The following is a 14,942-nucleotide window of genomic DNA, read 5'->3' as shown; positions in this document are numbered from 1 at the left end:
GGGAGCACGTTATGCTATCAACCCGTGAAAAATATTATCAAATGTTGGAAAAAGAATTTAGTACCAAGGAGGCAATCATGACTGAACTCATCAACTTAGAAGCCATCATGCATTTGCCCAAAGGAACCGAACTTTACATCAGTGATATTCATGGGGAATTTACCGCCTTTGATCATATCCTGCGCACTGGTGCCGGCAACATCAAAGAAAAAATCAGCCTGCTCTTTGGAGATCGCCTTACGGAGCATGAAAAAGATAAGCTAACAATTTTAGTGGCCTATCCACGTGAAGCATTAGATGATAAAGAGTTTTATGCGTATCGGGATCGCTCTTGGTATCGAAAAAAGATCCGTCAGCTATTAGAACTGCTGGCCTTTTGTTCAACCAAATATACGCGATCAAAGGTAAGAAAGGCACTTCCTAAGCGTTATGCCTATATCATTGAAGAATTGATGTACACCGATACGAATTATTCTGACAAGGCGGCTTACTTCGACCAGATTCTGGCCCATCTTTTAGATTTGGAGCAGGGTCGGACATTTATTATTGCCTTATGTCAGAGCATCCAACGTCTAGTAGTCGATCATCTTCACGTAGTCGGCGATATTTACGATCGTGGACCAGAGGCAGATAAAATTATGGATAAGCTGTGTCAGCATCCTTCTGTTGATATTCAATGGGGCAATCACGACATTCTCTGGATGGGTGCTTTCGCAGGCTCTCGTGCTTGTTTAATGACCTTATTGCGGATTGCTGCGCGCTATAATTACCTATATGAGATCGAACAGGCGTATGCGCTAAATCTACGGCCGCTATTCATGTATGCGGAGGAGCATTACGAAAAGAATCCGATTTTCACACCGAAGGAAAAAAACAGCAGCGAAAGTTATTCGATTGAAAGCTTAGATAGCTTAGAGAAGGTCCATCAGGCCTTGTCCATCCTACAGTTTAAGTTGGAAGGTCAGTTGATCAAACGTCATCCTGAATTTCAAATGGACGATCGTTTATTGTTTGAAAAGATTGATTTCGATAAAAATACGGTTCGCTTAGCTGGAAAAGATTATCCGCTGCAAGGCAGCTGCTTCCAAACCTTACAGGAGGACGTTCATGCTCTGACTGAACAAGAGGATTATGTAGTAGATATGCTGCTAGCTTCCTTCCAGCAATCGACGAAAATGCAAGAGCATATGCAGCTGCTCTTGGATAAAGGCTCAATGTATCTTGTGTACAATCAGCATCTGCTCTTCCATGGCTGTCTGCCATTAAAGGCCGACGGCAGCTTCCTGCCATTGACTGTGAATGGCAAAGACTATGCCGGCAAAGATCTTTTGAATTTCTTTGAGGAGCAAATTCGCTCTGGCTGTCAAAGTCAACAAACGGATAGTCCCGCTGCGGATTGGATCTGGAATTGCTGGACCGGGAAAATATCACCGCAGTTTGGTAAGAGTGCCATGACGACATTCGAGCGCTATTTTATTGCTGATAAAAAGACACATAAGGAAATCAAAAATCCCTACTATAAATTTCGTGATACACATGAGACTTGTCAGATGATCTTAGAGGAGTTTGCTTTGTATTCGCCAAACTCGCGGATCATTAACGGCCATACACCGGTTAAGGTTCAAGATGGCGAATCGCCAATTAAAGGTGAAGGAATGCTCTTTGTCATTGATGGAGGACTTTCTAAAGCCTATCAAAAAACCACAGGAATCGCTGGTTATTCTTTACTGAATAATTCCTACGGCTTCCAGCTAGTCACTCATGACCCGTTTGAATCCGTCAAGAATCTATTAGCCAAGCAGGCTGATGAGACTTCCTTGAAACGTGTGATCGATAAAGATCTGAAACGCATTTTGATCAAAGATACGACAGTCGGCGATAGCTTGGAAGAACAGATCGAAAATCTCTCTGGGTTATTGAATTATCAAGAGCATAACAACAGCTAGCTTACTGTTAACGAACCACTTTTCGTACGAACAACATTACCTTTGAAGCAAGAAGAAAAATTGTCAACACGGGTGCCATTGATGGCACCCGTGTTTTTCTGTATAGTAGATGCGAGGTGAAAAAATGATTTCCGCGTATATTAATATCCTTTTTATTTTTGTTTTAATGTTTATCGGCTACGTGCTGACGTATAAGCAATGGTTCTCTAATCAAATCGGGGATGCCTTTTCGAAGCTAGTCCTACAGATTGCATTGCCCTGTAATATGTTTCTGACGATCACGAAAAACTTTTCTCGATCAGAATTTTTACATCTTGTTGGCGGGATGATCATTCCCCTATTTTCTATGCTGCTAACTTTTGTCATGAGCTTTGCCTATTGTCGCATCTTTCGGATCACCCCTGCTCGTAAAGGAATCTTTTCTACAATGTTCACCTGCTCCAATACGATTTTTATCGGTTTGCCAATTAATTTGGCAATCTTTGGTGAACAAGCAGTTCCTTATGTCCTGCTCTATTACATCGTTAATACAACGATCTTTTGGACCTTGGGCATTTACTTTATTGCCCGCGACAATCCTCAAATCGAACAAGCGACAGTTAATTTCCATCTAATTCCAATTTTGAAAAAGATTTTCTCTCCAGCACTGTTAGGCTTTTTGCTTGGCTTGTGTGCTGTCTTGGTTAACATTACTGTTCCAGATTCCATCGCGACTTTTCTAAGCTATCTGGCTAATTTGACGACACCCTTATCGATGTTTGTCATCGGGATCATCGTCTATAACGTGGGGATCAAAAATCTGACTTTGAATAAGGATATTATTGGTGTGATCGTTGGTCGCTACGTAATCTCTCCGTTAATTGTCTGGCTATTGGGACAATGGATCACCGTACCGCCTTTGATGCTCTCCGTCTTCATCATCCAAGCTGCGATGCCGGTTCAAAACTCTGTCCCCATTCTGGCCCGTTCCTATGGCGCGGATCAGCAGTTCGCGGCTTCTTCATTGGGTTACTCGGTGCTATTATATCTCGCGTACATTCCGCTATTATTAAAATTAATACTATAAAAGCCTTCGAGCGCAAACTCGAAAGCTTTCTATTATTTTGTAATAATTTTGTCGATACTTGCTAGCGCATTCGTCATACGAGTGATGATCGCTAATTGATTCAAACGATTATCGCGTACTTTTTCATCTTCTACCATAATCATGGTTTCATTGAAATACCGTTCGATCACTGGACGCAAGTTCGTCAAGGTTTGATAATTTTCAGCCATGCTTTGGTTTGCGAATTGATCTTCGGCTTCTTTCACCGCCTCGTACAATTCTTTTTCGGTATCATTTTCAAACAGCTTAGGATCAACCTTGAAGGTAATGACATCTGGGTCCATTTTCTTCGTCAGATTAATGACACGTGTCAAAGCTTCCATCGCTTCTTTAAAATGCTCATCAGTCAAATGTTCATCAAAAATTTGGGCTGTCTTAAAGACTTGAACCAAATCATCCTGGTGTGAATCTAAAACGGCGTCAATGATATCATGACGGACGTTGTAAATTTGCAAACGTTGACGGATACGTCCCTTAAAGAACTCAATGAACTCTTTTTGATCACGATTGAAATGGATTCCGTAATCCAGAACATCTTCATTGATCGCATCCACGATTGCACCCTGCATATCTGTGAATGGGAAGGTCCAGCCTTGCGCTTCGACGATTCGCACGATGCCGTATGTTTGACGACGCAGTGCGTAAGGGTCATTTGAGCCGCTTGGGATCATGCCAACAGCGAAGAAGCCAAGTACACTGTCAATCTTATCAGCGATCGCTAAAACTGCACCAATCGTTGTTTTTGGCAGTTCACCTTCTGAGGAAATCGGCATATAGTGCTCACGAATCGCAGTGGCAACAGCAGGTTTTTCCCCTTTCAGCAGAGCGTATTTTTCGCCCATTATTCCTTGTAATTCAGGGAATTCACCGACCATGTTGGTAACTAAATCAAATTTGTAGATTTCTGATGCGCGTTTCAGATCCGTTAATTCTTCTTCACTCAAACCAATACGTTTTCCAATGACTTGACTGATCAAGCCGACCCGCTGCATTTTTTTGTACATGCTACCGATTTTTTCGTGGAAGGTTACATTCTTCAATTTTTCAACGCAATCGTCGATCGATAATTTCTTATCCTCTTCAAAGAAAAATTCACCGTCTTCCAAACGAGCAGCCAAAACTTTTTGGTTCCCTTTGATGACGTTATCTAATTTCACACTGTTTCCGTTACGAACAGAAATAAAATGCGGCAACAGCATTCCTGCTTGGTTGCGAACTTCGAAGTAACGTTGGTGCTCCTTCATTGAAGTAACCAGCACTTCTTCTGGTACCGATAGGAAACGCTCTTCGAAATCGCCAACAAATGCGGTTGGATATTCCACTAGGTTTGTGACTTCTTCCAATAAATCAGGGTCAAGATCAATCACCCATTTATTCTTTTCAGCGATTTCTTCGATTTGTTCCACGATCATTTGCTGACGCTTATGGGCATCTGCAATCACGAATTGTTCTTCTAATTTTACTTCGTATTCGCTTGGATCAGAAAGTTCAACTTGATCACCTAAAAAGCGATGACCCTCTGTTGTACATCCCGTTTGAACATCTAATAGCTCAAAAGGAATCACTTCTTCATCCAGTAATGCGACAATCCAATGGATCGGACGAACGTATTCAAACATCGTGTCGCCCCAGTGCATCATGGTTGGGAAATTCATGCTCTTGACGACATCCAGAAGTCCAATTAAAACTTCCTTGCTTTCTTTTCCATGGATATATTTTGTCACATAGACATATTCCACACCGTTTAATTCACGGAAAGTGATCGCATCAGTTGTTAAGCCTTGGCCGCGGACAAAGCCTTCTGCCGCTTTGCTCCAGTTACCTTCCGCATCTAGCGCGATTTTCTTCGCTGGACCTTTAACTTCTTCTTGCACGTCTTCTTGACGATCAGGAATATTGGTTACTCGGATCGCCAAACGACGAGGAGTTGAAAAGGTTTCAATGGATTCGAAGGTCAAGCTGTTCTCTGATAAAAACTTCGAAACTTTTTCTTCTAGTTGTTTGATACTTGGCCAAACCACGTGGGCTGGCATTTCTTCTAAACCGATTTCTAATAGTAGATTTTTCGCCATCTTATTTGCCCTCCTGATTCAATAATGGGAAGCCTAGTTTTTCCCGCTCAGCCACGAAGATTTTCGCAACAGAGCGCGCCATATTACGGATACGAGCTAAGTAGCCAGCACGTTCAGTCACTGAAACAGCCCCGCGTGCATCCAACAGATTAAACGTATGGCTGCATTTCAAAATGTAATCATAGGCTGGATGCACTAGATTTTCATCGATACAGCGTTTCGCTTCTTTTTCAAATTTTTCAAAATTATCTAAAAGCATGTCTTGATTGCTTTCTTCAAATGAATATTTTGAATGTTCGTATTCTGGCTGCTTGAAGATTTCGCCGTATTTAACGCCGTCGCTCCATTCTAAATCATACACACTGTCGACTTCTTGAATATAAGAAGCCAAACGCTCCAACCCATAAGTTAACTCAGAGGTTACAGGATGGCATTGTAGTCCACCGACCTGTTGGAAATACGTGAACTGAGTGATTTCCATTCCATCAAGCCAAACTTCCCAACCAACACCAGCACAGCCCATCGAAGGATTTTCCCAGTTATCTTCTACAAAACGAATGTCGTGCTCTAGTGGATCAATGCCCAATAGGCGCAGGCTGTCTAAATACAACTCTTGGATATTTTTTGGAGAAGGCTTCATTACCACCTGGAATTGGTGATGTTGATACAAACGGTTAGGATTTTCACCGTAACGTCCGTCAGCAGGACGACGTGAAGGCTCTACATAAGCCGCACGCCATGGCTCAGGTCCGATCGCCCGTAAGAAGGTGTAGGGACTCATTGTTCCCGCTCCTTTTTCCGTATCATAGGCCTGCATCAGCATACAGCCATTGTCTGACCAAAACTTTTGTAACGATAAAATCATTTCTTGCACTGTTAATTTGCTCATTCTGTTTCCTCCTGGTTTATTATTGAAGTTTATTTATCTTTTGACTTGCAGGGTGGCTAGCTCATTTGAAGGAAATTCATTTTTCCAAAAACAGGAAAAATGAGCTTATTTTCGTACGCATACCATTGCACTAATAACCTTGATCACAAATTTGTTCAAAACCATTGTTTTCTTCTTTCACCATATAAACTGCGAAAAGTGCAACTGGCAACTCGCAAAAAAGTCCCTATGCCGAAATAATCGACATAGGGACGTATCAACGCGGTTCCACCCTACTTCCAAGCAGTTGCTTGGCAGCTTTCACTAAATGTGCTCACAAACGCCAACAAAATTTGTTTCCCTTTCTGGCTTCCACTATCCCAGACTCGCTGTGTTTTCCACAAATTTCTAAATTTGATCCTCGCACCTATTCAACTTGGTTCTATAATAGCGACACCGGACCCCTTTTGTCAAATCTTTCTGCTAATTGCATCAGACATGTTTCAAAATTTCTATCGAAACAGTCCTTATAGCAAAATAAGCTAGTCAAAAGGAATCGGCTGAAAAATACCATCTTTCAATTGCATTGTTTCTGTAAACCCGATCGTTTTTAATAATTCAACGGTTTCAGGGAAATGACACGTCAAGGTCGATGTTTCATGACTATCGCTGGTGATAATAATCGGACAGTCTCTTTTCTTCAAAAGCTTCAGCAGGAAAGGATTGGGATAAGGAGTCGTACGCCAATTCCGAGAAATTGCCCCCGTATTGATCTCCACCATTCCATCATAAGTTTGAATAATGTCGATCACATCATTCAGCGCCTTCGAAGCGATCGCCTGATATTCCATGCTGTCTTCATCCAGCCAGGGTTGTTTTTCATTAAATTTCGTAATTAAATCAAAATGGCCCACGATCATCGAATGGTTCTGATCAATATGTCTCACGACTGTATCATAATAATCGCGCACCAGTTGCAACGCATCTCCTTGATACCACTCGTCTAATGTCTTCATCAGACTTTCAGGACTTTCATCAACGCTGCGAAAAATTCCTTGACGTGGTGGAAAATAATGCACAGAACCGACTGTATAATCATAGCCATCAATTGGGTCGGCACTGTAATAATCCCATTCCAACCCTAAACTGATGTTTAGCTTACCAGCCAATTTATCCTTAAGCTCGCGCAAAGCTGCTTGATATTTTACTTCATTACACACACCTGGACAGCTAGGATCAAAAAGTGCGGGAGAGTGACAAGTAAACCCCAGATCCGTAAAGCCCAAATCAACTGCAGCTTGTGCCATCTCCTCTAAGGTAGCTTTTCCATCACACCATGTGCTGTGGGTATGGGCATTTGAATAGAACATCGCTGATTCCCCCTACTGCATCCGTTCTTGCTTAACTTTTTTATCAACAACATGTCGGTTCGCTAATTCCTGGCGTACCTCGGTCAAATCAATTCCCAGCTCTACCATCAATACCAATACATGATACGCTAAATCAGAAATTTCAAAAACGGTTTCGGTTCGATCATCCTTCATTGCACCGATCACGACTTCCGTAGATTCCTCTCCGACTTTTTTCAGAATCTTCTCGACCCCTTTATCAAACAGGTAGCTCGTATAGCTGCCTTCCTGCGGTGTCTCTTTCCGTCCCTTGATTAATTCGTACAACGCATCGATCGTCGCTTTTTGATCATCACCGTATAATACTTCATTGAAGCAGCTCTCTGCACCAGTGTGGCAAGCCGGTCCATCCTTTTTAACCTTCGCTACGAGAGCATCCTGATCGCAGTCTAGCTTCAACGATACCAAGTGTTGATAGTTGCCACTAGTCTCGCCTTTACGCCATAATTCCTTACGACTGCGAGAATAGAAGGTCATTAGCTGATCCTTCAATGTTAACTCATAGCTTTCTTGATTCATATACGCCAAAGTCAATACTTCATTGGTTTCAGCATCTTGTACGATCACCGGAATTAACCCTTGATCGTCAAATTTCAACTTCGTCATGTTGCTCCCCCTCAAACGATACGGACAGGAATATCTGCCGCCATCAATTGTTTTTTCAAATCCGGAATCTTTACTTCGCCATAATGGAAAATCGATGCAGCAAGACCTGCCTCGATCTTCGGCAATTGGAACAGGTCAATAAAATCTTCGCTTTTCCCTGCACCACCGGAAGCCACGATTGGTAACGTGGTGATTTCACTGACAGCCTTCAATAGTTCCAAATCAAAGCCCTGTTTCACGCCATCAGTATCCATACTGTTAATCACTAACTCACCCGCACCTAATTGTTCCCCTTGACGAATCCATTCCAAGGCTTCCAATCCCGTATCCTCACGACCACCTTTAGCAAAAACATGCCATTGATCGCCAACGCGGCGAATATCGACGGACAAAACGACACACTGACTGCCATAACGTTTTGCTCCTTCTTCAATCAGCTGCGGACGGCGAATAGCGCCAGAGTTAACACTGACCTTATCCGCGCCGCAATTCAAGACCCGTTCAAAATCAGACACCTCGTTGATTCCGCCACCGACAGTTAGAGGGATAAAGACTTCTGAGGCAACACCCTTCAAAATATCAGTGAATAGACCACGTTCCTCTGCTGAAGCCGTAATATCATAAAAAACCAGCTCATCTGCTCCTTGCTCATTATAGAAACGAGCCAAAGTTACCGGGTCATTAACGTCCTGCAAACCAGCGAAATTCACGCCTTTAACCACGCGTCCATCTCGAACGTCTAAACATGGAACAATTCGTTTTGCGATCATTGGTCATCCTCCTCGCCCGCTGCTAAAACATCCTCTAGCTTTAAACTTCCATTGTATAATGACTTTCCGACAATCGCACTGGAAACACCCAATTGCTTCAAGCCTTCAATATCCTTTAAGGAAGCCACACCGCCAGAAGCCACGATCTCAATGTTCAATTGATTGAGCTTTTCATATAATGGCAAGTTGATTCCTTCACCTGTACCATCACGAGAAATTTCAGTAAAGATGATCGTTTCAGCCCCCCACTCAACGAGTTGCTGACAGAATTCAAACGCATCCGTCTCCGTTTTTTCCAGCCAACCTTCGACTGCGACTTTTTCATCTTTGGCGTCAACACCGATCGCGATTTTATTGCCATATTTTTTCAGCATTGCCTGCGTGAATTCGGGATCTTTTTGAGCGATCGTTCCAAGTATGACTCGATCGACACCTGCGGATAAACAATGCTCGATGGTTTCTTCATCACGGATTCCGCCGCCAACTTCTACAAATAGATTCGTGTTTTCAACAATTTTTTGCGCGATCCCAAAGTAATGCAGCTTGCCCGCTTTGGCACCATCCAAATCAACGAGATGCAAATACTTTGCACCCGCCTTTTCGAAGGACTGCGCGAAGGCAACAGGATCATCGCCAAAGACTTCTTTTTGATCATAATCGCCCTGATACAGACGCACGACTTTCTCATCTAAGAGATCGATTGCTGGGAATATTTTCATGCTGGCACCTCCGTAAATGCTTTTAGAATACTCAGACCAACCTCGCCGCTTTTTTCCGGATGGAATTGTGTACCAAAAACATTGTTGTTTTGCACGATCCCTGGAATCGAAACACCATATTCACTGTCAGCAACCAAATGCTCCTGACAATCTGTCGCATAGTAGCTATGAACATAATAGACAAAATCATTTTCGCCTAAGGATTTTACCAAAGGACTTTCCGTTTTCCGGACATCCAACCTGTTCCAACCGATTTGTGGGACTTTTAAATCAAGTTTTGCTTGATCAAACGCCTCTCGCATCGACACAATCCGTCCTGGAATCAAGCCTAAGCCAGAGTGTTCTCCAAATTCTTCGCTTTTATCAAATAACAGCTGCATCCCTAAGCAAATCCCTAAAAACGGTTTGCCAGAAGCTGCCAGCTCCTGGATCGGTTCAACTAAGGACAATTCCTCCAGCTTTTTCCGTGCGTCGCCAAAAGCACCTACACCCGGCAGAATAATTCGATCAGCTGCTTTCAATTCCTTTAACGAACGCGTAACCTGACATTCCACTCCTAAATACTCCAACGAGCGTGACAAACTAAAAAGATTGCCGACACCATAATCGATAATTGCTAGCATAGACCGTCCCCCTTAATTTATCGTACCTTTAGTTGATGGAATCTCATCTGGCGCTAATTGATTGATTGCCACCGCATCGCCGAGCGCACGCCCAAAGCCTTTGAAGCAAGCCTCCACGATATGATGACTGTTCTTTCCAGCAATTTGATGCAGATGAATGGTCGCGCCCAGTTCTCGAGCAAAAGCAATAAAGAATTCTTCGACTAACTCTGTATCAAATTGCGAACCGATTTTTTCACTAGGAATATCTAACTCAACGACCGCCATCCCGCGACCGCTGATATCAATCGCTGTCATCACTAAAGCCTCATCCATCGGCAGCAGCATACTGCCATAACGTTTAATCCCCCGACGTTCGCCCAAACTCTCAGAAAAAGCTCGACCAATCACGATCGCCACATCCTCTGTCGTATGGTGCGCATCCACTTCGATGTCTCCATCACAGACCAAATCCAGATCAAATCGTCCATGCCGAACAAATAATTCCAACATATGATCCAGAAAACCCACGCCTGTTTTGATTGTTTGTTTTCCTGTACCGTCGACTGTCAATGCCAGTTGAATCTTTGTTTCCGATGTATTGCGCGTCACTTCTGCTTTTCTCATGCGTCCACCTCTTCTAATATAGTCGTCAAAGCTATGATCAACTGCTCCATTTGTTCCTGTGTTCCAACCGTGATCCGCAAATATTCTTTTGTTCGTGGCTGATTGAACCAGCGGACAAGGATTTTCTTTTCTCTCAAAGCAGCAAATAATTTTTCACCAGCAATTTTAGGATGCATCGCAAATAAGAAATTTCCTTGACTATCGGTTTGTTCAAAGCCTAGCTTCGTTAACGCTTGTTTACTCCATTCCCGGACTTGGATCGTTTCTTGAATTTTTTGATCTACATATTCCTGCTCCTGGAGGACTGCGCCACCAGCAGCTTGAGTCAAGCTATTGACATTGTAAGGATTTAGGCTAAAACGCAAGCGATTCATATCCGCGATTAGCTCCGTGTTCCCAACACCAAAGCCTAATCGCGCACCTGCTAATTGACGAGATTTGGAGAAGGTTCCTACTACAAATAAATTTTTATAGCGATCGATCAAAGAGACCATTGACGTACCGCCAAAATCGATATACGCTTCATCGACCACAACTAAGCGGTCTGGATGACGCTCTAAAAATGCGCAAATTTCCGCCTGCGGCAAATAAACTCCCGTTGGCGCATTCGGATTGGCAAAAATTACTGTCCCCTTCAAACGGTCATATTCGTTAAGATCAAGAGAAAAATCATTGTTCAATGAAACAACTGTCGAATCCACTTTATACAATCCGCTATAGACCTGATAAAAACCATAGGTCACATCTGGAAAGGCAATTCCGTTTTCCGTAAAGCCCTGAAAAATATACGAAAGCACTTCGTCACTGCCATTGCCGAGAAACAGCTGCTCTTCTTTTACCCCCAAGTACTCTGATAAAGGTTTCGCAACGATTTCAACTGCAATATCCGAATAACGATTTAAGCTTTTTGAAGCTTCAGCAACTGCTGCTTCTACGCTCGGTGCTGGCGGATAAGGACTTTCATTTGTATTCAATTTAATATATGTTTGCTCGTTTACCTGTTCACCCGGTGTATAAGGAGTGAGGTCCTGATATTTTTGATCTAAAAAGGTCATTCCTTTTCCTCCCTTCGGACTCTCATTGAACGAGCATGCCCCATTAAATCTTCAGTCTCCGCGAATAATTCTACTCCTGAAGCCACTTCGCTCATGGCCTCTTCGGTATAATAAAGGTAGCTGCTCTTTTTAATGAAATCATCCACCGATAATGGTGAATAAAACCGAGCAGTGCCCTCAGTTGGCAGTGTATGATTCGGTCCTGCAAAATAATCACCTAAAACCTCTGGAGTGTGATGACCTAAAAAGACACTACCGGCATTTTCAACCTTGCCTAACAACGCAAAGGGCTCTGCTACAGATAGTTCCAAATGCTCTGGCGCGATTTGATTGGCAATCGAAATCGCTTCTTCCAAATCCTTCACCAAAATAATTTTTCCCGTATTCTCGATAGCTGCCCCAGCAATTTCTTTACGTGGCAAGACAGCTAACTGCTGCTCTAGTTCTGTCTGAACGTTTTCGATCAATGCTTCTTCAGTCGTCACCAGGATGGCTTGTGCCAATTTATCGTGCTCTGCCTGCGCTAACAGATCAGCTGCAATCCAGCGAGGATTTGCGCTGTGATCAGCAACAATCAACACATCACTCGGTCCTGCAATCATATCAATATCAACTTCGCCATATACCATACGCTTTGCCGTTGCGACATAAATATTTCCTGGTCCCACGATCTTATCAACCTTCGGAATCGTCTCTGTTCCATAAGCAAGTGCCGCGACGCCATGTGCACCGCCCACTTTATAAATCTCATCTACTCCAGCAATAGACGCTGCTGCTAAAATAGCTGCTGGAACATTTCCTTCACTATCTGTTGGAGTCATCATGACAATTTTCTTCACACCAGCGATCTTAGCTGGCAAGACATCCATCAAGACTGTACTGGGATAAGCCGCCGTTCCGCCAGGTACATAGACTCCGACACGTGCTAAAGGAATGATCCGCTGCCCCATCACAACACCGTTTGGTTCTGTTGAAACAAATCCTTGACGTACTTGTTTTTGATGGAAGGATAGAATGTTCTCTTTCGCCTGCTTCATCACCGTTAATAATTCTGGCGATACGGCCTGCAAAGCAGCTTGGATTTCTGCTTTACTAACAGCTAATGAATTCAGCGTGACATGATCAATTTCTTCAATCAATTGATACAACGCTTGATCCCCATTTTGTTGTACACGTTCAATAATTTTTTTGACCACCGCAGAAACATCAGCCGTTTCAGAATATTTCCGTGCCAAAATATCGGCTAATGGATCCTTTTGTGTTGAGTAAACTCTCATAGTTGCTTCCTCACCTTCTCGATCACTTTTTGAATTCGTTCCTGTTTAAAGCGCCATGTTGCGTTGTTAATGATCAACCGAGCAGAAGATGGCGCGATATCTTGAATCACCTTCAAATCATTTTCTTTTAAAGTTGTTCCCGTTTCGACAATATCAACGATCACATCGGATAAGCCCAACAAAGGGGCCAACTCGATTGAACCATGTAAATGAATCAATTCTACAGAACGTCCGATGCCTTCATAAAATTCGCGAGTGATTGTCGGGTATTTTGTCGATACACGTAACGGTCGTGAGAAATCCTCTTCAAAATCATTGTGAGCAGCCACTGCTAAACGACAGGCACCCATATGCAGATCCAGAAACTCAATAACCTCTGCTTTACTTTCCAATAGAATATCTTTACCTACAACACCAATATCTGCTGCTCCATGCTCCACATAGATCGCCACATCACTAGGCTTCACTAAAAAGAAGCGTAATTTATTGTCTTCATCACTAAAAATCAATTTGCGATTATCTTCAAAGACACCTTCAGCCGCAACACCTGCTTTAGTGAAAAGATCATACACCGCATCGCCCATTCGCCCCTTAGGCAAAGCGATATTTAAATATTCCGAGCCTTGATTATCAGATGGTAACTTTTGCCCAACATGATTCAGCTTCATTCCGAAACCGATCGCCCCTTGATTTTTTCCTTGACGGCTCATTAAGCGGTCATAGCGTCCACCATACAAAATCGTTTCGCGCGCTTCTTTGATAAAGCCCTGAAATAATAAACCGCTGTAATAATCCGCATCATTCATGATCGAAAAATCAATCCGCAAACGGATCTTTTCTGAGAGCTTCTCTTCCTGCATCGCTTTGTATAGCTGTTTCAGCTCTTCTAACCCTGCTTGTGCTTCAGGATAAGTCGCTAATAAGACTTTCGCGCGCTGATATTTAGTTTCAAAATCTCCTGATAAACGTACCAATTTCGCTAAATTATCAGATTCTTCCTTTGATAAACCTGCTTTGGCTGTCAGCTCATCCATGCCGTGAGAACTTTTATCTCGCAAGCAATCTAACACCTTTTGGCGATCCTCCGCTGGAAAACGATCACAGATCCCATTGATGATCCCCATATGTGACAGATCCAATGTGCCTTCACCAACCAACGTTAAACTTTCCCAAGCCAGCTTTAATACTTCCAGCTGATCCTCCCAAGTAATCTCATCAATAATCTCCAAACCGATCTGATAAATCTTCTGGTATTCTCCCGCTTGACGGTCATGGCGATACACATCTTCCACATAATACACTTTTCGTGCTTCGCCAGCCGGCGTATTCTTCGCGATTGACAGCGTCACATCCGGCTTCAATGCCATTGTCCGACCATCGTTTCCGGTAAAGGTAATGATGGAGGAATTTCGTAAAAAGTTGTAATTTTGCTGATAGTCGCCATATTCTTCAAAATTGTTTAAGTGATAAGGATGAAAATGATGTTGAGTATATAACTTTCTTAATTTTAATTCGATTTGTTCCTCGGGTCTTAATACTTCCCATAATTCTTCCACACTTATCACTCCTAAGTCAATTTTATGTATTTAATTTTCTTTACAGAAAATTAAGTCTGATTTTCCTACCGTATACCATTCAGCTAGACAGTTCGAGCTTTATTTTGCCCTACTTTGTTGTATTCAGTCCGAATGCCATACACTGCGAAAAGCTGAACTGGCATCCTAAGTCATTTTTTTGTATTTAATTTTCCTGCCGTATACCATCTAATTCAATTTATGTAATCATTTTTTCAAATTCATACAGTTCATTTCATACAGCAAAAATCTGACTGAAATCCTTTTTTGTCCAGATGACAATTCCTTAGTATTTTCTAACAATATTAATCG

13 protein-coding genes are annotated in these 14,942 nt (G+C 42.7%); 2 read left to right on the top strand and 11 right to left on the bottom strand.

The window, feature by feature from the left end:
* Positions 1–11 precede the first annotated feature (11 nt).
* On the top strand, positions 12–1,946 hold the full coding sequence (locus KQI58_RS00385; protein WP_216405479.1) for a fructose-1,6-bisphosphatase: 1,935 nt from the start codon (positions 12–14) through the stop codon (positions 1,944–1,946).
* 124 nt (positions 1,947–2,070) lie between these two features.
* Positions 2,071–3,012: an AEC family transporter gene (locus KQI58_RS00380; RefSeq protein ID WP_216405477.1), complete on the top strand. Its 942-nt coding sequence runs from the start codon at positions 2,071–2,073 to the stop codon at positions 3,010–3,012.
* A gap of 32 nt (positions 3,013–3,044) precedes the next feature.
* Here the strand turns inward: KQI58_RS00380 and glyS are convergent, their stop codons facing one another.
* The 11 genes from glyS to hisG all read right to left on the bottom strand — a co-directional run bounded on the left by glyS (position 3,045) and on the right by hisG (position 14,612).
* Complete coding sequence (gene glyS / locus KQI58_RS00375) at positions 3,045–5,123, bottom strand: glycine--tRNA ligase subunit beta (protein WP_216405475.1); 2,079 nt, start codon at positions 5,121–5,123, stop codon at positions 3,045–3,047.
* Position 5,124: 1 nt separating this feature from the next.
* On the bottom strand, positions 5,125–6,012 hold the full coding sequence (gene glyQ, locus KQI58_RS00370) for a glycine--tRNA ligase subunit alpha (RefSeq protein ID WP_216405473.1): 888 nt from the start codon (positions 6,010–6,012) through the stop codon (positions 5,125–5,127).
* A 521-nt stretch (positions 6,013–6,533) separates the two neighbouring features.
* The gene (locus tag KQI58_RS00365) at positions 6,534–7,361 is read right to left on the bottom strand and encodes a histidinol-phosphatase (protein WP_216405471.1); all 828 of its coding nucleotides are present in this window, start codon (positions 7,359–7,361) and stop codon (positions 6,534–6,536) included.
* 12 nt (positions 7,362–7,373) lie between these two features.
* Positions 7,374–8,006: a bifunctional phosphoribosyl-AMP cyclohydrolase/phosphoribosyl-ATP diphosphatase HisIE gene (hisIE, locus tag KQI58_RS00360; RefSeq protein WP_216405469.1), complete on the bottom strand. Its 633-nt coding sequence runs from the start codon at positions 8,004–8,006 to the stop codon at positions 7,374–7,376.
* 11 nt (positions 8,007–8,017) lie between these two features.
* Positions 8,018–8,776 (bottom strand): imidazole glycerol phosphate synthase subunit HisF, encoded by a 759-nt coding sequence (hisF, locus tag KQI58_RS00355; RefSeq protein ID WP_216405467.1) that lies wholly within the window; start codon positions 8,774–8,776, stop codon positions 8,018–8,020.
* Entirely contained in the window at positions 8,773–9,495 is a 723-nt protein-coding gene (gene hisA, locus KQI58_RS00350; RefSeq protein ID WP_216405465.1) for a 1-(5-phosphoribosyl)-5-[(5-phosphoribosylamino)methylideneamino]imidazole-4-carboxamide isomerase, read from the bottom strand. The genes hisF and hisA overlap by 4 nt, the downstream gene beginning before the upstream one ends.
* Complete coding sequence (hisH, locus tag KQI58_RS00345) at positions 9,492–10,118, bottom strand: imidazole glycerol phosphate synthase subunit HisH (RefSeq protein ID WP_216405463.1); 627 nt, start codon at positions 10,116–10,118, stop codon at positions 9,492–9,494. Before hisH ends, hisA begins: the two co-directional genes overlap by 4 nt.
* Before the next feature lie 12 nt (positions 10,119–10,130).
* Complete coding sequence (gene hisB, locus KQI58_RS00340; RefSeq protein WP_216405461.1) at positions 10,131–10,724, bottom strand: imidazoleglycerol-phosphate dehydratase HisB; 594 nt, start codon at positions 10,722–10,724, stop codon at positions 10,131–10,133.
* The gene (gene hisC / locus KQI58_RS00335) at positions 10,721–11,779 is read right to left on the bottom strand and encodes a histidinol-phosphate transaminase (protein ID WP_216405459.1); all 1,059 of its coding nucleotides are present in this window, start codon (positions 11,777–11,779) and stop codon (positions 10,721–10,723) included. The genes hisB and hisC overlap by 4 nt, the downstream gene beginning before the upstream one ends.
* On the bottom strand, positions 11,776–13,056 hold the full coding sequence (gene hisD / locus KQI58_RS00330; RefSeq protein WP_216405458.1) for a histidinol dehydrogenase: 1,281 nt from the start codon (positions 13,054–13,056) through the stop codon (positions 11,776–11,778). The genes hisC and hisD overlap by 4 nt, the downstream gene beginning before the upstream one ends.
* A complete protein-coding gene (gene hisG / locus KQI58_RS00325) occupies positions 13,053–14,612 on the bottom strand; it encodes an ATP phosphoribosyltransferase (protein ID WP_216405456.1) in 1,560 nt (519 codons plus the stop codon). Before hisG ends, hisD begins: the two co-directional genes overlap by 4 nt.
* Positions 14,613–14,942 lie beyond the last annotated feature (330 nt).

Source organism: Enterococcus raffinosus (assembly GCF_018917525.1).
GTDB lineage: Bacteria > Bacillota > Bacilli > Lactobacillales > Enterococcaceae > Enterococcus_A > Enterococcus_A raffinosus_A.
This window is presented reverse-complemented; position numbering and strand designations above follow the sequence as displayed.

Bases quoted from the DNA above. Each gene is read 5' to 3' on its own strand.
- KQI58_RS00380 (WP_216405477.1), top strand. From the start codon at position 2,071: ATGATTTCCGCGTATATTAATATCCTTTTTATTTTTGTTTTAATGTTT.
- hisA (WP_216405465.1), bottom strand. From the start codon at position 9,495: ATGAAAATATTCCCAGCAATCGATCTCTTAGATGAGAAAGTCGTGCGT.
- glyS (WP_216405475.1), bottom strand. From the start codon at position 5,123: ATGGCGAAAAATCTACTATTAGAAATCGGTTTAGAAGAAATGCCAGCC.
- hisC (WP_216405459.1), bottom strand. From the start codon at position 11,779: ATGACCTTTTTAGATCAAAAATATCAGGACCTCACTCCTTATACACCG.
- KQI58_RS00365 (WP_216405471.1), bottom strand. From the start codon at position 7,361: ATGTTCTATTCAAATGCCCATACCCACAGCACATGGTGTGATGGAAAA.
- hisH (WP_216405463.1), bottom strand. From the start codon at position 10,118: ATGCTAGCAATTATCGATTATGGTGTCGGCAATCTTTTTAGTTTGTCA.
- hisB (WP_216405461.1), bottom strand. From the start codon at position 10,724: ATGAGAAAAGCAGAAGTGACGCGCAATACATCGGAAACAAAGATTCAA.
- hisIE (WP_216405469.1), bottom strand. From the start codon at position 8,006: ATGACGAAGTTGAAATTTGACGATCAAGGGTTAATTCCGGTGATCGTA.
- hisD (WP_216405458.1), bottom strand. From the start codon at position 13,056: ATGAGAGTTTACTCAACACAAAAGGATCCATTAGCCGATATTTTGGCA.
- KQI58_RS00385 (WP_216405479.1), top strand. From the start codon at position 12: ATGCTATCAACCCGTGAAAAATATTATCAAATGTTGGAAAAAGAATTT.
- hisF (WP_216405467.1), bottom strand. From the start codon at position 8,776: ATGATCGCAAAACGAATTGTTCCATGTTTAGACGTTCGAGATGGACGC.
- glyQ (WP_216405473.1), bottom strand. From the start codon at position 6,012: ATGAGCAAATTAACAGTGCAAGAAATGATTTTATCGTTACAAAAGTTT.